This window comes from Arthrobacter sp. TJ-266 (genome assembly GCF_058269115.1).
This window is the reverse complement of the sequence record NZ_JBZCNC010000004.1, coordinates 272,465-289,000: the sequence shown is the minus strand read 5'-3', so window position 1 is coordinate 289,000 and position 16,536 is coordinate 272,465. Positions and strand designations below refer to the sequence as shown.

16 protein-coding genes are annotated in these 16,536 nt (G+C 71.0%); 7 read left to right on the top strand and 9 right to left on the bottom strand.

The features are described 5' to 3' along the window. Positions 1-5: 5 nt before the first annotated feature. From AC4D12_RS13005 to AC4D12_RS12995, 3 genes are read right to left on the bottom strand one after another with little or no spacing between them, the layout of a single operon-like run. Positions 6-1,715, bottom strand: coding sequence for an amidohydrolase (locus tag AC4D12_RS13005; RefSeq protein ID WP_490950354.1), 1,710 nt, complete (start codon positions 1,713-1,715; stop codon positions 6-8). Then, positions 1,705-2,265: a GNAT family N-acetyltransferase gene (locus AC4D12_RS13000; RefSeq protein WP_490950353.1), complete on the bottom strand. Its 561-nt coding sequence runs from the start codon at positions 2,263-2,265 to the stop codon at positions 1,705-1,707. The genes AC4D12_RS13005 and AC4D12_RS13000 overlap by 11 nt, the downstream gene beginning before the upstream one ends. An 8-nt stretch (positions 2,266-2,273) precedes the next feature. Further along, the gene (locus tag AC4D12_RS12995) at positions 2,274-3,248 is read right to left on the bottom strand and encodes an aldo/keto reductase (RefSeq protein ID WP_490950352.1); all 975 of its coding nucleotides are present in this window, start codon (positions 3,246-3,248) and stop codon (positions 2,274-2,276) included. Between the two features lie 78 nt (positions 3,249-3,326). Between AC4D12_RS12995 and AC4D12_RS12990 the strand changes: the two genes are divergently transcribed. Both AC4D12_RS12990 and AC4D12_RS12985 read left to right on the top strand, forming a co-directional pair. After that, positions 3,327-4,631, top strand: a complete 1,305-nt coding sequence (locus tag AC4D12_RS12990) for an AI-2E family transporter (RefSeq protein ID WP_490950351.1) — start codon at positions 3,327-3,329, stop codon at positions 4,629-4,631. Next, a complete protein-coding gene (locus AC4D12_RS12985) occupies positions 4,624-5,595 on the top strand; it encodes a D-2-hydroxyacid dehydrogenase (RefSeq protein ID WP_490950350.1) in 972 nt (323 codons plus the stop codon). The genes AC4D12_RS12990 and AC4D12_RS12985 overlap by 8 nt, the downstream gene beginning before the upstream one ends. A 56-nt stretch (positions 5,596-5,651) precedes the next feature. Here AC4D12_RS12985 and AC4D12_RS12980 read toward each other — a convergent pair whose 3' ends face one another. After that, complete coding sequence (locus tag AC4D12_RS12980; protein ID WP_490950349.1) at positions 5,652-6,602, bottom strand: NAD-dependent epimerase/dehydratase family protein; 951 nt, start codon at positions 6,600-6,602, stop codon at positions 5,652-5,654. Positions 6,603-6,744: 142 nt separating this feature from the next. On the opposite strand from AC4D12_RS12980, the gene AC4D12_RS12975 reads away from it, so the two are divergent. Both AC4D12_RS12975 and AC4D12_RS12970 read left to right on the top strand, forming a co-directional pair. Then, complete coding sequence (locus AC4D12_RS12975; protein WP_490950348.1) at positions 6,745-7,437, top strand: TetR/AcrR family transcriptional regulator; 693 nt, start codon at positions 6,745-6,747, stop codon at positions 7,435-7,437. Between the two features lie 75 nt (positions 7,438-7,512). Further along, a complete protein-coding gene (locus AC4D12_RS12970) occupies positions 7,513-8,766 on the top strand; it encodes a glycosyltransferase 87 family protein (protein ID WP_490950347.1) in 1,254 nt (417 codons plus the stop codon). Here AC4D12_RS12970 and AC4D12_RS12965 read toward each other — a convergent pair. Beyond that, positions 8,753-9,598 carry an SDR family oxidoreductase gene (locus AC4D12_RS12965; protein ID WP_490950346.1) on the bottom strand — a complete coding sequence of 282 codons (846 nt, stop codon included), beginning with the start codon at positions 9,596-9,598 and terminating at the stop codon, positions 8,753-8,755. The genes AC4D12_RS12970 and AC4D12_RS12965 overlap by 14 nt on opposite strands. Positions 9,599-9,734: 136 nt before the next feature. After that, positions 9,735-11,549 carry a glutaminase A gene (gene glsA, locus AC4D12_RS12960; RefSeq protein ID WP_490950345.1) on the bottom strand — a complete coding sequence of 605 codons (1,815 nt, stop codon included), beginning with the start codon at positions 11,547-11,549 and terminating at the stop codon, positions 9,735-9,737. A 707-nt stretch (positions 11,550-12,256) separates the two neighbouring features. Here glsA and AC4D12_RS12955 point away from each other — a divergent pair. Together AC4D12_RS12955 and AC4D12_RS12950 are read left to right on the top strand one after the other, a co-directional pair. After that, the gene (locus AC4D12_RS12955; RefSeq protein WP_490950344.1) at positions 12,257-12,436 is read left to right on the top strand and encodes a hypothetical protein; all 180 of its coding nucleotides are present in this window, start codon (positions 12,257-12,259) and stop codon (positions 12,434-12,436) included. 30 nt (positions 12,437-12,466) lie between these two features. Continuing rightward, the gene (locus AC4D12_RS12950; RefSeq protein WP_490950343.1) at positions 12,467-12,655 is read left to right on the top strand and encodes a hypothetical protein; all 189 of its coding nucleotides are present in this window, start codon (positions 12,467-12,469) and stop codon (positions 12,653-12,655) included. Between the two features lie 46 nt (positions 12,656-12,701). On the opposite strand, the gene AC4D12_RS12945 is transcribed toward AC4D12_RS12950, so the two are convergent. Beyond that, positions 12,702-13,295, bottom strand: coding sequence for a hypothetical protein (locus AC4D12_RS12945; RefSeq protein ID WP_490950342.1), 594 nt, complete (start codon positions 13,293-13,295; stop codon positions 12,702-12,704). Between the two features lie 67 nt (positions 13,296-13,362). Continuing rightward, positions 13,363-14,814: an APC family permease gene (locus AC4D12_RS12940; protein WP_490950341.1), complete on the bottom strand. Its 1,452-nt coding sequence runs from the start codon at positions 14,812-14,814 to the stop codon at positions 13,363-13,365. 103 nt (positions 14,815-14,917) lie between these two features. On the opposite strand from AC4D12_RS12940, the gene AC4D12_RS12935 reads away from it, so the two are divergent. Next, positions 14,918-15,643: a pentapeptide repeat-containing protein gene (locus AC4D12_RS12935; protein ID WP_490950340.1), complete on the top strand. Its 726-nt coding sequence runs from the start codon at positions 14,918-14,920 to the stop codon at positions 15,641-15,643. Positions 15,644-15,665: 22 nt separating this feature from the next. On the opposite strand, the gene AC4D12_RS12930 is transcribed toward AC4D12_RS12935, so the two are convergent. Further along, entirely contained in the window at positions 15,666-16,400 is a 735-nt protein-coding gene (locus AC4D12_RS12930; protein WP_490950339.1) for an EAL domain-containing protein, read from the bottom strand. Positions 16,401-16,536: the final 136 nt, after the last annotated feature.

The following is a 16,536-nucleotide window of genomic DNA, read 5'->3' as shown; positions in this document are numbered from 1 at the left end:
GGAGGCTACCGCTCGTGCACCACGCGCCCCTCGACGACCGTCAGATCAGCGGCCAACGAATGGAGTCCGGCCGGTGCCACGTCGTACGGATCGGCCGAGAGAACCGTGAGGTCCGCCGTCGCCCCCTCCCGCACCGCACCTCCCCGCGTGCGCGTGACGCGCGCCGAGCCCGAGGTCGCGGCGGCGAGCGCCGCCGTGAGCGTCAGCGCCTCCGAGGCCACGAGTGGCGGCACCCCCGCGTGGTCCGGGTGCATCCGGTGGACGGCGACGTGGATGGCCTGCCACGGGTCGGCGTCGGAGACCGGCCAGTCCGACCCGAGGGCGAGAGGTGCTCCGCCGGCGACCATCGACGCGAAGGGGTACTGCCACCGCGCCCGCTCGGGACCGATGAGCGGCAGGGTGAGGGAGCGCATCTGCTCGTCGCTGCAGGCCCAGAGCGCCTGCGCGTTGACGGTCACGCCGAGCTCGCCGAACCGCGGGACGTCCGCCGGATGGACCAGTTGCACGTGCGCCATGGTGTGGCGGTGCTGCCAGCCGCGAGCCCCAGCGCTTCGGGTGGAGGCCCCGGCGCCTTGGGTGGAGGACCCGGCGCGGACGGCGCCTGCCACGGCGTCGAGGCCCGTCCGCACGGCGCGGTCACCGATGGCGTGGAGGTGGAGGTCGAACCGGGCGGCGTGCAGCGCGGCGACGACGGCGTGGAGCACCTCGGTCGGCAGGTAGGTGGGCCCGCGGTCGGCGGACGCCGAGGGTGTGCCGGGCACGCACCCGCATCCGGCGGGCTCGTAAGGGTCCAGCATCGCGGCCGTACGGTTCTCGGGGACGCCGTCGATCATGATCTTGGCGCTCGAGGTCGGGAAGCCCGCCTCCGCGTTCAGCCGGCGGCGCTCGTGGAAGTCCTCGAGCAGCGCCGGGATGCCCTCCAGGGTCAGGTCGCGCGGCACCCAGAGCGCCCCTGTGGCCCTGCCCGTCAGCAGGCCGGACCGCGCGAGGGCCCGGTAGGCCGGCGCGGCATCCGGGTAGCCCGCGTAGTCGCCGATGATGGCCTCCTGCCAGCCCGTGATCCCGAGCGCGTGCAGGTGCCGCTGGCCGTGCAGGATCCCCGCCTCGACGGCCTCCCGGGTGATCGGTGGCAGCAGCCGGGTCACGAGAGCCATCGCACCCTCGTGCAGGATCCCGCTCGCCGAGCCGTCGGCGCGGCGTCCCACGCTGCCGTCGTGCGGGTCCGGCGTCGTGCCGTCGATGCCCGCGCGCGCGAGGGCGGCACTGTTGACCCACGCGCTGTGGTGGTCTCGGTTGATGAGGTACACCGGGCGGTCCGGCACCGCGGCGTCGAGCAGCGCGGCGTCCGGGAAGCCGCCGTCGTAGTGGCCCTTGTACCAGCCCGCTCCCGTGATCCACTCGGGGGCGGGGTGCGCGCGGGCGTACCGGGCAACGGCGTCCTGCACCTCGGCCGGGGTGTCACAGGACATGACGTCGCACGCGAGGGCCTCGAGCCCGCCCATGAACGTGTGGGCGTGTGCGTCGATGAACCCCGGCGTCACCATGCGGCCGTCGAGGTCCACCACGCGCGTGGCGGGGCCCGCGTGCCGCAGGGCGTCGGCATCGGACCCGACCCGAGCGATGACGCCGCCCTCGACAACGACCGCCGTCGCGGTGGGGTGCACGTCCCGGCCGTCGAACACGCAGCCGCCGCGCAGCACGAGGTCAGCCGGCATGCGGTTCCGGTCCACGGTGCGGCTCGTCCGCGGGCAGGGGCGTCACGATGCCTCGGGACCAGTCGTCGCGCAGCAGCGCATACCCGACGGACGCGACGGATCCGCTGCCGTCCGCGGACCAGCCCTGCCGGTAGTAGGCCTCCTGGACGTACCCCGCGCTCACGAAGGTGCGCCGCATCGCCACGTTGTCCTCCCGGGTCTGGCCCTCGAGGCGGCGCGGGGGCAGCGTGCCGAACACGAGGTCCGCGAGGGCGCGCAGCGTCACGGCGCCGAGGCCCCGCCCGCGCGAGGCCTCGGCCAGCCGGAGGTCCATCATGGCGGTGTCGTCCTCGGGGTCCTCGAGGACCACCACGCCGTGCCGCCCGGCGTCGTCGTCGTCGATCCAGAAGCCGCGGGAGTCCTCGCGGTGGAAGCGGCCGCTCGCCACGAAGATGCGCGCGGACTCGCGCGTGTGCTGCGTGACCACGTGGAACGGGAAGGCGTTGGAGGCGAGGAAGTCGACGAGGTGAGCGGCGTCGTCGGGCACCACGGGCGTGAGGCCGAGGGTCACCGCGGGTCTCAGAACCCGACGAGCGGGTGCGGCACGTAGTGCTCCTCGAGGGCCTGCACCTCGTCGGCGGTGAGCTCGAGGTCCAGCGACGCGAGTGCGTCCTCGAGGTGGTGCGGCTTCCCGACGCCGACGATCGGCGCGGACACCACCGGGTTCCGCGACACCCAGGCGAGGGCCACCTGCGCGCGCGTCACACCGCGCTCCGCGGCCACGCGCCCCACGGCGTCCGCCACCAGGCGGTCGGACTCGAGCGTGCCGTAGAGGGTCTTCCCGAACTGGTCCGTCTCCGAGCGCGACGTCGTCTCGTCCCACGCGCGGGCGAGCTTGCCGCGCGCGAGGGGGCTCCACGGCAGCACGCCGATGCCCTGGTCCGCGCAGAGTCCGTACATCTCGCGCTCCTCCTCGCGGTTGATGAGGTTGTAGTGGTCCTGCATCGTCACGAAGCGGGCCCACCCGTGCTGCTGCTGGAGGTACAGGGCCTTCGAGAACTGCCACGCGTACATCGAGGACGCCCCGAGGTAGCGCACCTTCCCGGCCTTCACGACGTCGTGCAGCGCCTCGAGGGTCTCCTCCAGCGGGGTCAGGGGATCGAAGCGGTGGATCTGGTAGAGGTCCACGTAGTCGGTGCCGAGGCGGCGCAGGCTGGCGTCGAGCTCCGTCATGATCGCCTTTCGGGAGAGCCCCGCGCCGTTGGGCCCCTCGTGCATGCGGCCGTGTACCTTGGTGGCGATCACGATCTCCTCGCGGCGCGTGGACTCGGCGAGCACCCGGCCCACGATCTCCTCGCTCGAGCCGTCCGAGTAGACGTTGGCGGTGTCGAAGAAGGTGATGCCGGCGTCGATCGCCGCCCTGATCAGCGGCCGGCTCTCCTCCTCGGGGAGGGTCCACGCGTGGTTGCCGCGGTCCGGCGTGCCGTAGCTCATGCAGCCGAGGGCGATGGGCGAGATGTCGAGGCCTGTGGAGCCGAGTTTCACGTAGCGCATGAGGTCACCTTTGCTGATGTCGGGACGGTGCTCCAACCCTAGTCCCGGCGGCTTCCCCGACTAGGGCAGGATGAACTCGTGACAGCTGACGAGACCGGTGCGCCCGAGCACCAACACCCTCCCGAACCCGCGCGGAAGCGCCGGCGCCTGCGCCCGAGGCCCGTTCCCGTCCCGGCGTCGCACGGCTCCTCGGTGGCGCGGCGCTTCCGCCCCGGAGCCTTCGCGGACGGACTGAGGGTCAGCGCAGCCTGGACCGGCCGCGGCATCATCGTCATCGCGGGGCTCGTGATCCTCTGGTACGTGACGAAGACGCTCTGGTCCATCGTGCTGCCCACCCTGTTCGCGCTCCTGCTCGCCTCGGTGCTGTGGCCGCTCAACCGGATCCTCCGGCGCGTCCTGCCGAAGGTCCTCGCGGCCCTCGTGACCCTGATCGGCTTCATCGGCGTGGTGGTGGGGATCGGTGCGCTGACCATCCCCGCGATCGCGAGCGGCATCACGGAGCTCTCCGGTCTGGCCCGGGACAACATCGCCGACCTCGCCGACTTCGCGGCCGGCCCGCCGCTGAACCTCCAGCTCTCGGACCTCGACACCGTGGTGGACACCGCGCTCACGCAGCTCCAGGCCAACGCCGGCAACGTGGTCACGGGCATCACCACCGGGCTGGGGGAGCTCACCTCGGGCACCGTAGTGGTGCTCCTCGCGCTCGTGTTCACGTTCTTCTGCCTGAAGGACGGCGACCGCTTCATGCCGTGGGCCTCCCGCTGGACCAACTCGACGGCGTTCGCGCACGCCTCGACGATCGCGGGCGGCACGTGGAAGGCGCTCTCCTCCTACATTCTGGCGCAGGCCACGGTGGCGCTCGTGGACGCCGTGTTCATCGGGCTGGGCCTGGTGCTGCTGGACATCCCGCTGGCCATCCCGCTGGCGGTCCTCGTGTTCTTCGCCGCGTTCATCCCGGTGGTCGGGGCGATCGTCTCCGGTCTCGTCGCAACGCTCGTGGCCTTCCTCGCCTACGGCTGGGTGAGCGCCCTGACCGTCCTCGGCCTGGTGGTGCTGGTGCAGCAGCTCGAGAGCAACCTGATCCAGCCGCTGCTCGTGGGGCGCACGCTGGAGATCCACCCGGCCGTGGTGCTCGCCTCGGTGACGGCCGGCGGCACGCTGTTCGGGATCATCGGCGCCTTCCTCGCCGTGCCCACCACGGCCGTGGGCATCGTGGTGCTCCGCTACCTGCGGGACCAGTCGATCGAGAACCGGCCCGAGACCGGCGTCGCCTCGGGGGACCCGAACGCGGTCCCGCCCGATCCCGGGCCCGACGCCGGCGAGCGCCAGGACCTCACGGACTCCGGACCGGTGGGGCACCGCGCGGAGCCGCAGGGTGCCTGAGCGGCCGGTCGTCGCCGTCCTGCAGGGGGCGCGCCCCGTGCGCGGCCTCGAGCGCGTCGCCGAGCGGGCGGAGGTCAGGGTCACGACGGCGGACGGCCTCGCCGCGGCCCTCGACGGTGCCGACGTCCTCTACCTCTGGGACTACTTCTCCGGAGCGCTGCCCGCAGCCTGGCATGCCGCGGGGTCGCTCCGGTGGCTGCACGTGGCCGCCGCGGGCGTGGACAAGCTCCTCTTCCCCGAGCTCGTGGAGTCCGACGTCGTGGTCACCAACGCGCACGGCGTGTTCGACCAGCCCATGGCCGAGTACGTGCTCGGCGCCATGCTGCACGCCGCGAAGGGCTTCGGTCCGCTGCGCGACGCCCAGCGCGAAGCACGCTGGGCCTGGCAGGAGGGCCGCACCCTGGCAGGGACCACGGCGCTGGTGGTGGGCACCGGGAGCATCGGGCGCCGCACCGCGCAGCTGCTCCGCGCCGTCGGCGTCCACGTGGAGGGTGTGGGCCGCACGGCGAGGGAGCACGACGACGACTTCGGCCGGATCCACGCGTCCGCGGACCTGCGGCACGTGGCGGGCGGGGCCGACTGGCTCGTGCTCCTCGCACCCCTGACCCCGGCGACGGAGAACCTCGTGGACGCCGCGGTGCTCGCCGCGCTCAAGCCCTCGTGCGTGGTGATCAACGCCGGCCGGGGGAAGCTCCTGGACGAGGACGCCCTCGTGGAACGGCTGCGCTCCGGCGCGCTCGCCGGGGCGGTCCTGGACACGTTCGCCGTCGAACCCCTGCCCCCGGCGCACCCGCTGTGGTCCCTGCCCACGGTCCTGGTGACACCACACCTGGCCAGCAACGCCGGGTCCTGGCTGGACCAGCTCGCCGCGCAGTTCGAACGCAACCTGCTGCTCTGGCGCGACGGCAAGCCCCTGACCGGCGTGGTCGACAAGCGCCTGGGCTTCGTCCCGTCTTCGCGCTGAGCGTCCGGCACCGACGGGCTGACCGCCTCAACCGCCTGGCCGTCTGAACGGCCCGTTCAGCGGCTCGCGTGCGACGACGTCGCGCGCTCCTCCTGCCACCACCGCACGGTCCTCGTGGCGGCCTCGTCGATCGCTGTCGGGGCCAGAGCGAGCGTCCGCTCCGACGCGGTGGAGTCCATCACGAACGGGCGGTCGAACTGGTACACCATCTCCGCGAGCTCCCGCATGGAGGGCATGACGGTCCCGAGGACGTGTACCAGCCACGCGGGCACGGCGGAGACCTTCGGCGGGTTGATCTCCGCTGCCCGGGCGAAGGCCGCGGACATCGACCGTTGCGACAGCGCGGGGAGGGTCGGTGCGTGCAGCACGCGGTCCCGTTCACGCGGAAGGGATGCCGCGGCGATCATCGCGGCGGCGAGATCGGCGACGTAGGTGAACGAGTGGGGGGCGTCCTGGTCACCGATGACCTGGATGCGCTTGCCGTCGAGGAGGGGCAGGATCATGCGTTCCCCGGCGTGCGCCGTGCGGACCCGCGGACCGAAGAAGTCCGCGGCGACCACCGAGACGGTGTCCGTCGTGGATGCGGCGCGCGCCGCGAGCAGGGCCGTCCTGACGCCGCGCTTGCCGCCGGTCGCGGCTCGCTCGGACGTCTCGGTCATGACCTGATCGGGGCGGCTGTATGAGTAGAGACCCTCCGGGAAGACGACCACGGCGCCCTGCCGCCCTGCCGCCTCGAGCACCGCGGCCTCCGCGGCGGGCAGCTCCCGTTCCCACGCCGCCGCCGAGTAGGCGCTGCCATGGATGCAGTGGAACACGGCAGTGGCCCCGGCGACGACGGCTCCGAGGGCCACGGGATCCGAAGCGTCCACGCGCAGTTTCTCGATGAGCGGGTGGTCCGGCCCGGTCCCGGATCGGGTGAGGATCCGGACCGTGTGTCCGCGCTCCGCCAGCTGCTCGGCGACGGTCCAGCCGACGGGTCCTGCTCCGGTGACGACGTACTGGGTCATGGCATGTCCTTCTGTAGGGCGAAGCTGAGGGGAAAGCGAGAGCGGTGCTCTCACAATCAAGAGTGAGCGCCTCCTCACCCGAAGTCAAGAGCACTGCTCTCATTTGTTGACACTGCTCTGATGCCGCTGCCACAGTGGGGTCATGCCAGGAACACCACGCGAACGCGCCCGGGAGCGGACGCTCGAGGACATCACCAGGATCGGCCGTCAGCAGCTGGCGGAGGTCGGTGCCGCCGCGCTGTCCCTGCGCGCCGTGGCCCGCGAACTCGGGGTGGTCTCCTCCGCGGTGTACCGGTACGTCGCCAACCGCGACGAACTCCTCACGGTGCTCGTCGTCGACGCCTACACGGAGCTCGGCGACGAGGTGGACGCCGCCGTCGCGGCGGCAGGTGGAGCCGGCGTCGACCGCTTCAGCGCGCTCGCGCACGCCGTGCGCACCTGGGCGCTGCGCGAGCCCTCCCGCTGGGCGCTGCTGTTCGGCAGCCCGGTCCCCGGGTACCGAGCGCCGGAGCGCACCGTGGAACAGGGGACCCGCGTGATCACGCTGCTCGCCCGGACCATGGACGAGGCCTGGACGGCGGGGGAGGTCCTGCCGATCGACGGCGTCGCGCCCCCCACCCTCGCCGGGGACTTCCAGGCCATCCGCGACCAGCTGTCCCTCGGCGCACCCGATTCCGCCATCGCGGCGACGGTCCAGGCGTGGTCCGCCCTCTTCGGCGCGGTGTCCTTCGAGGTGTTCGGGCAGTACGGGGCGGACACCTTCGCAGACCGGGACGCGCTGTACGCCTACACGGTGGACCGGCTCGCCGCCCAGCTCGGACTCCGCGCGCCGTAGCAGCCGGGATTCGCACGGCCGGCGCGCCGGGTGAGACACTTGCCGCTGCCGCCGCCCGCCGACCAGGAGCCATCAGTGCGCATCCGACTGCCCCGACCGGAGACCCGCAACAGCGCCCGCACGGTCTGGCTCTTCTTCGCGATCATCCACGTCGGGTTCCTCGCCCGCCTCATCCCCTTCGTCGTCAGCGGGGGAGTGCTGAGCGACGTCCGGTTCTACCGGCAGTGGGCCTTCGCCGCGCTGGGCGACGGCGTCTGGGAGGGCGTCGACACCGCGTGGGTCTACCCGGTCGGGGCACTCGTCCCCATGGTGCTCGCGGCCGTGTTCGGGCCCTACCTCTACCAGCTCACCTGGTTCCTGCTCTTCGCCGGGCTCAACGCCGTCGGTACTTCGGCCCTCCTGCGGCGCGGCACGCCGTCGTCGTACACCGCCGCCTACTGGTGGCTCACCGCCACGGCGCTGCTCGGGCCCGTGGCCGTGGGCCGCATCGACGGCCTCACCGCCCCGCTCGTGATCCTGGGGCTGCTGATCGTCGCCGCGCGCCCGTTCGCCGCGTCCCTCCTGCTCAGCGCGGCCACCTGGATCAAGGTGTGGCCGGCCGCCGTCGTGCTGGCCGCCCTCGTGGTGGTGCGGCGCGGACGGCTGCGGATCCTCGCGGCGGGCGTCGCGCTCACCGCGGGGATCGCGGTGGTCGTCGCGATCTTCGGGGACGTCGGCAACCTCACCGGATTCCTCACCGCTCAGGGCGCACGTGGAATGCAGCTCGAGGCCCCGCTCAGCACTCCGGGTGTGTGGCAGGCGATCACGGGGAGTTCGGGCGCCTACTTCTTCGAGGACGAGGTCATCAACACCATGGAGGTGCGCGGCGCGCTGAGCGGTCTCGTCGGGGATCTGATGACGCCGCTGCTCGCCCTGACGGTGGTGCTGGTGGCCGCGTTCCTCGCCGTCGCCCTGCACCGCGGCGCGCCGGCCGGAGCCCTGCTGGCCACCGGGTCACTGGCGCTCGTGAGCACCCTCGTGGTCTTCAACAAGGTGGGATCGCCCCAGTTCATGCTGTGGATCACCGCGGTGATCGCCGCGGGACTGGTGCTCGACCGGGCGGCCGAGTGGCGGTACCCGGCCTTCGCCATGCTCGCGACGGCCGGCCTGACCACCCTGGTGTACCCGGTGTTCTACGACGCGCTGCGGTACGAGCTGAACCCCGCCGTCGCGGTGCTGCTCACGCTCCGCAACGTGCTCGTGGTGACCATCTTCGTGTGGTCGCTCGTGCGGCTCGGGCGCCTCACCGCGCAGGCACGGACGCCCGCCGCGGCCGTCACGGGTGCCTGACGCCCTCGCCCGCGAGCACCGACCGGTAGCCCTCGCGGTACGTCGGGTAGGTGAAGGAGAAACCGGTGGAGCGCAGCAGGCTGCTGTCCACGCGGCGCGCACCACCCCGGGTGGACGACGCCTCGCCCGGCGCCGGTGCGGGCAGGCCGAGTTCGGCGGCGAGGAACCGGAGCACCTCGCCGAGGTCCACGGGTAGCTCGTCGCTCCCGAGGTAGATCCGGGCCGGTGCGGGTATGCCCGTGACGAGGTGCACGATCGCCGCGGCGGCGTCGTCCCGGTGGATCCGGTTGGTCCACTGCGGCTCCACGGGCAGGCGGGCCGAGCCGCCGGTCACCTGGTCGATCAGGCGGGTGCGCCCGGGGCCGTAGATCCCCGAGAGCCGAAGCACTGTCCCGGCGTCGCTGCGCGCGAGGAGCACCTGCTCGGCCTCGCGGACCAGCCGGGCCGTCGGCGCCGTGCTCTCGGCGGGCGAGTCCTCGGTGACCCAGCCGCCGTCGAAGTCCCCGTAGACCGCCGTCGAGCTCACGAAGAGCACGCGCCGCGGCTGTACGCCGTCGCGCTCCAGGGCGTCCAGCACGTTACCGGTCGCGTCCACGTAGGCGCTGCGGTAGGCCTCCTCCGTGCGCCCGCCCGCCGCGGTGGCGATCACCACCACGTCCGTGTCCCCGGGGATGCGCGGCAGGGTTCCGGTGAGGTCAACGCTCGCGCCCTCGATCGCCTGCGGTAGTACATGGGCGGAGCGCCGCCAGCCGATCACACGTTCGCCCCGCGCGGCCAGCCGCAGGCCGACCTCCGTGCCGAGGTCCCCGCACCCCGCGATCAGTACCGTCATCGGATGCGTCCCGTTCCTCGTGCTCGTGCTGGTGGTTGCCAATGGTCCAGAGTGGTCCCCGTCGGTCCGGGGCCAGTCTAGGTGGCGGGCCCGACGCCGAGCCCGCTACCCGCTCAGGCAACTGATGTCCGGACCGCTAGTCGCGGATCCTGACCGCGGTCTCGCGCAGGTACAGGTCCACGCGCGTGTAGGCATCCCGCGTCAGGGCTTTCCACAGTTCGACGGCGAGGCGCGGGTCCTCGCGTTCGAGCGTCCTGATGGCCTGCGCCGTGAGCACCTTCACCCGGACGTCCTCGAGGGCCTTGACCGTGGTCTCCTGGCGGTCGTCGCTGCCGAGGGCCAGCTCGCCGAAGGTCATGCCGGCACTGAGGGTGGTCAGCTTCAGACGCTCGCCGCTCGGCCCGGGTACGGACGTGACGATCTTCCCCGAGAGGATGAAGAACACACCGCCGAAGGACTGCCCCACGCGGCGCACCACATGGCCTTTCTCGTAGCTGCGGTCCTCCATCCGGGCGGCGAGCGCACGGACGTCGTCCTCCTCGAGCGGGCTGAGCGCGGGGCACTGGGCCACCTCCACCTCGGCCGGCAGGATCAGATCGCTGCCGTACCGGCGGATCAGCTCGTTCTCGCACCACTCCACCGCGGCGGTCCGGGTGTCGAACGTGGGTACGGGGCGGTCCACGTGCTTGAAGGTCTCCGCCAGCGTGCCCTCGCCGTCGATCAGCACGAGGTCGCAGTCCACCTTGGCGAGGTTCTTGCGGACCTCGCCGAGCAGCCTGAGCGAGACGTCCGCCACCTCGTCCACCCGGCGGAGGTCCAGCACCACGAAGTCCACGTCGTCGTCGAGCCCGCTGAGCTCACGCACCATCGATTCCGTGCCCGCGAAGAGGAGGTCGCCGTTGAGTTCGATCACCATGGCGCGATGGCCCTCGTCGCGCAGGAGGTCCATGGCGTCGTCGTTCCGGCGGATGCCCGAGGGAGCCGCCGTGATGTCGTAGGTGGCGCGGATGGCGGATTTCCCGGCCCGTGCCGCGCGCACGAAGTGCAGTTCCATGTCACGTGAGAGCCGCTGGCTCGTGGCCATGCCGCGCACGCTGCTGCCGTGCTCGTCCAGCGGCGGGGAGTAGACGGCGAGCCCCACCTGGCCGGGTAGGACGGCGATGGTGCCGCCGCCCACACCGCTCTTCGCCGGCATGCCGACGGTGCTGATCCAGGAGCCGGCGTCGTCGTACATGCCGCACGTGGTCATGACGGAGAGCACGCGTTCGACGGCGAGGAGGTCCATCGCCTCGACGCCGGTGATCGGGTTCCGCCCCGAGTTGGCGAGCGTCGCGGCCATCACCGAGAGGTCCATGCAGTTGACCATCACCGAGCATTGGCGGAAGTAGTCGGCGATGACCGGCTCGGGATCGGCCTCGATGATGCCGAAGGAGCGCAGCAGGTAGCCGAGCGCACGGTTCCGGTGGCCGTGCTCCAGCTCGGAGTTGAACACCTCCTCGTTGACGCCGAGCTGGCGGCCCGCGAAGTCCGAGTAGGTCCGCAGGATGCGCTTGAAGCGGCGGTTCCCGCCACGCGACTGCACCAGCGAGGTTGCGGTCAGCGCTCCCGCGTTGATCATGGCGTTCGACGGGCGGCCCGTGCCGGGTGCGAGCGAGATCTCGTTGAACGAGTCGCCCGAGGGCTCCACGTCCACCTTCTCGTCCACCGCGTCCATGCCGAGATCGGCCAGGGCGAGGCCGTACGTGAAGGGCTTGGAGATGGACTGGATGGTGAACTCCTCGCGCGTGTCACCCACCTCGTACATGTAGCCGTCCACCGTGGTCAGGCAAATGCCGAAGTTGTCCGGATCCACGTTCGCCATCGCCGGGATGGTGCTGTAGGGCTTGCCGTCCTTGAGATCCGAGATCTCCCGGTGGATGGTCCGCAGGTAGGTCTCGATCGGGGATTCCATGCCCTCCACCCTACGGCCGAGCGGTTCCGGAGCAGCGCTCTCGTCGCTTCCGGCGGCAGCGGACCGACCAAAGAATCTGCTGGGAATTATCTGTACATGCACTCTGAGAGATTGGCCGAACGATCACTCGGAATGCTTTCGTGACGAGCGTTGGTCGGGAGGATTTGCTGAGTCAATGGACATTCCGAATCGGAATATTCTTCCTGAGTTACCGATGACACCCGCATGGTGGTGCGTTGTTTGCCCGTGTCTGAGCGAGCGCGCGCCGCTGAACAACGCGGAGGAGAAGGACCTGATGAAGAACCTTGTGGCCAAAGCTGTTATCGCCGGATCCGTGATGGGATCCTCCATGATCGGCACTGCTGCGTTCGCGGCGCCCCGGACGAGACGCCCGCCGACGGGGTTGCGTCCACCGACGCCGCGCCCACCATGACGTACTACGAGCTCAATGACAGTCAACTCGGATTTGGGTCGAGCGACTACACCTTCGACGTCTCGGCTGCGGGGGTGGCAACCGCTACGGACGTTTCGACCGGGCTGACGGAGACCCTCCCCACTCAGACCTCCGACGCGCGGGGGACAACCGTGACCCTGGCCCACGAGGAGACCGCAGCCGGACAGCTGATCATTTCCGTCGTCGACCCGGCACAGTCGACGGCGCCGACGTCCTCGCTTGCCGCTTCCACGGCCGACGTCAATCCGGCTCAGTGCGCACTCGGTACGGTGCGGGCGCCGGTGCGGGCGCCGTCGCCGGTGGACTCGGAGGCGCGGCCGCGGGTACGGTGACCCTGCCGATCGTCGGTACGGTCGGTGCAGGCGCCGTCGGCCTGATCGGCGGCGGTATTTTCGGTGGGATGACGGGCGCCGCTGCGTCGTGCTTCGGCTGACTCGCACGAGCACTCGCGAGGAGATGTGACATGGAACGAACCGGGTTCAGGAAGTTCTCGAACGCGCCTCTGGCCGGTGCCGTGTGGGCGGTGCTGCTGCTGGCGGTCCTGCTGTTCCTGGCTCTCGGCTGGTCGATGCTCCAGATGGGGATCATCGTCGTGCCGCTGCTTGCCGTCGCGATCGCAGTGACCGTGGCTGCGCAGCGCAACCACGGGTAGACGCTGCGCCGACGGGCGTTCGGGCCCTTGCCGCTTCGGGCGCCGGTCAGCGGGTCGCGGAGGCGCGGGCGGTGTGGCGGAGCGACAGCACGAACAGCTGCACGACGGCGGTGCCCACGCCCAGGAGGATGAGCGTCGGGGCGACGTTGATCGTGTAGTTGTACCAGGGGTTGATCAACGCAGTGGTGCCCGATTGCGCCATCATCGCCTCCGCATACTCCTCGGCTGAGGCGATCGGCGCCGAGATGAAGTAGATGCCGAGCGCGGTCAGGACCGCGGCCACGGCCCACACCCAGACGTCGAACGGGTTCCGGAGCCGCGACTCGGTCACGGCGGATGCGGCACCGACCTCACGGATCATCGACGGCGAGGAGGCGGTGCCGTCCCGACGTCCGAGCGGGGCAGGCGAGGAGTACGACGACGGCGCGACGGGCGGTGCCTCCCGCGCCGCCTCCCGCGGGGCCGCGGGCAGATCCTCGTCCGCCGGGGGAGTCGACGACCACGCTGCAGTCCGTGCAGGCTGCGGTGCGGATGGCGCGTGGTCCGGCTGCGGCGTTGCCTGCGTCGACGAGGTGCCGCCGCGCTGGTAGATGCCGTCGTAGCGCGGATCGTACGAAGCCGGTTGCTGGTCCGTGCTCATCGATCGTCCTCCCCCGAAGCTGATGAATGACCCCAGTAAAGCACGGTGGTCCCGGTGCACCGAGGGGTCACGGGCGGTCGGCGAGCCGGGCGAGCAACCGCTCCTCGGCGTCGTGCCCCGGTACGATCCCGCGGGGGATCCGGAGCAGGAACACGATGCCGAGCACCCACCACAGGCCGAAAAGGATCCACGGCGGGGGCGTCAGTGCCGCGGGCATCCCGGGCAGGTACAGGCTGAGCAGGGCCACGCAGAGGACGACGGCGATCCAGCCGATCACCGTGCCGCCGTTCCCGGCGCCGCCCACGCGGAGCGGGCGGTCCATGCCGGGCTCGCGACGCCGCAGGATCACGAAGACGAGCGACACGAGGATGTAGGCGAGCACGATGCTCGGGGCGCCCGAGTCCACGAGCCAGCCGAGCATCTGCGTACCGAAGAAGGGCGCCAGGAAGGACAACGCGCCGATGAAGATCAGCGCGTTGACCGGCGTGCGGTAGGTCGGGTGGAGCACGCCGAACCAGCGGGGGAGCATGCCGGAGCGCGACATCGAGTACATGAGGCGCGACGCCCCGAGCAGGAGGGAGTTCCAGGACGTCAGGATGCCCGCGATACCCCCGGCGATCAGGATGTTCGCCGCGATCCCCGAGCCGAACATGGTGCCCATCGCATCCGCCGTCGCGATGTCAGCGGTCGCGAGCTCGCTCGCGGGCATGGCCGACGCCGTCGTCAGGATGGTCATCACGTACCAGATGGTGGCCAGCACCACCGCGACGACGACGAGGCGGCCGATCTGCCGGGCGGGGATGTTCACCTCCTCCGCCGACTGCGGGATGACGTCGAAGCCGACGAAGAGGAACGGCACCACCACGAGGACGGCGAAGAACCCGGCGGAACCGCCCGTGAAGAAGGGCTGCATGGTCGCCGTCGAGCCGCCCGTGAAACTCCCGACCACGAGGACGAGCCCGATGACGAGGAGGAAGATGACCACGAACGTCTGCGCGGCACCGGCGATCTTCACGCCGCGGATGTTGATCAGGGTGATCACCACGGCGGCGACGGCACCCACGAGCGCCCACGTGAGGTGCACCTCGTCACCGGCGACCGTCCACAGCGGGATCCGGCTCAGGCCGGGGAAGATGTACTCGGCCGTCCGGGGGAGAGCCACGGCCTCGAACGCCACGATCGTGACGTACCCGCCCGTGATGGCCCATGACCCCACGAAGGACCATCGTGGCCCCATCCCGCGCAGCAGGAAGTTGTGTTCACCGCCGGCCTTCGGCATCGCGGCCGTCAGTTCCGCGTAGGTGAGGCCGACGACGCCCATGATGATCCCGCCCGTCACCATCGCCAGGACCGCGCCGCCCGTACCGGCCGAGGCGATCCAGCCGCCGGTCAAGACCACCCAGCCGAAGCCGATCATCGCGCCGAAGCCCAGGGCGAGCGCGTCCCAGTTGCCGAGGACCTTCAGGAGCGAGGCGTCCTGCCCGTCCGTGGCGCTCGCTGTGCTGTTCGTCCGTGACATGAGCGGCTCCGTTCTCGGTGGCGGTCCGCCGCGTGGGCGGATTCGGGGTGCGACCACTGTAGGGCGTCACCGGCCCCTGCGGGGAGTGTTTCGACCGTGGCAGGTGCTTGGATGGAGCTCACCCGCAGAACCGCTGCACGTCCGATCGGAGATCCCCCTGCCACCGCGATCCGCGCGCGGCGCCACCGCGCCTCCGCGCCTGTCCCTGCGTGAACCGCGCAACCTGACGGCGGTCGACGCACCCCGGCTGCTCGACGGCGACCGTCGTGAGGGGGAGTCCTACGACCGCCTGGTGCTCGACGGCGAGGACCTCGCGGGCATCACGTTCCAGGAGTGCCTGTTCCGCGGACTGTCCCTCGACGACACCGAGCTCCGGGGCGCGCGGTTCGTCGAGTGCTCCATCGAGGACCTCTTCGCGCCCGTGTTCCGTGCTGCGCGCAGCAGCTGGCGTGAGACGTCCCTCCGAGGGACGCGCTGGGGTTCGGCGGAGCTGTACGACGGGCGGCTGGACGCGGTGCACCTCGACGGCGGGAAGCTCGACTACGTGAATTTGAGGGCCGCCACGCTCACCGACGTGCTCCTGAGCGGGTGCATCATCGGCGAGCTCGATCTCACCGGCGCGCGGGCAACGCGGCTCGCCCTGCAGGACTGCACGGTCGGGACGCTGACGCTCGACGGCGCCACCCTCAAGGACGCCGATCTCCGCACGAGCAGCTTCCGCAGCATCAACGGCCTCGACGGACTGCGCGGTGCCACGATCGACGAGTACCAGCTGCAGCTCCTCGCGCCCTTCCTGGCCGAGAGCATGGGCCTCCGGGTCGAGGGCTGAGGCTCCGCGCGACCGCCCGGCGTCAGGCCACGGCGCTGATCTCGGGTGCCGGCCGCAGCTGCACAGCCGGGAGGGCCTCGAACTCGGGCCGGGCGAACAGGTAGCCCTGGAAGAGGCGGATGTCCTGGGACTTCAGGAACAGGAACTCCGCTTCCGTCTCGACGCCCTCGGCGAGCACCGTGATCCCCAGCTGCCGGGCGATGCCCACGATCCCCGCCACGACGGCCTGACGCGGGCGGCTGGCGTCGATGCCACGCACGAGCTTCATGTCGATCTTGATGACGTCCGGCTGGAATTCGACCAGGAGGCCGAGGCCCGCGTGACCCGCCCCGAAGTCGTCGATCGCGGTCGTGAAGCCCTGCTTCCGGTACTCGGTGATGATGTTGATGAGGTGGTCGGTATCCGTGACCTCCTCGTCCTCCGTGAACTCGAACATGATCGACGTCGTCGGGAAGTTGCACCGCGTGGCCGCCAGCAGGGTGGCGCGCAGGCAGGCCGCCGGCTCGTACACCGCGTTCGGCATGAAGTTGATGGAGAGCTTCAGGTCCTGATCGGCGGGGAACAGGCGCGACGCCAGTTCGATCGCCTTGACCCGGCAGTCCTGGTCGAAACGGTACTTCTGCTCGGGGAGCACCCGCGAGAGCACGTCGAAGGCGCCCTCGCCCTGAAGCCCCCGCACCAGCGCCTCATAGCCCCAGACGCGGTCGTCGATCACGTCGTAGATGGGCTGGAACGCCATACTGAAGTCGAAGTCCATCCTGCTGGACGTCGAGCAACCCTCACATGCCATGCACTGTGCCCCTCGCTGATTCCCGACCGGTTCCTTTTGACCCTAGAACATGTGCCGGAGCGGCGGTGCGCAGGTTTTCCGCAGGTTCGCCCCACACGGCGCC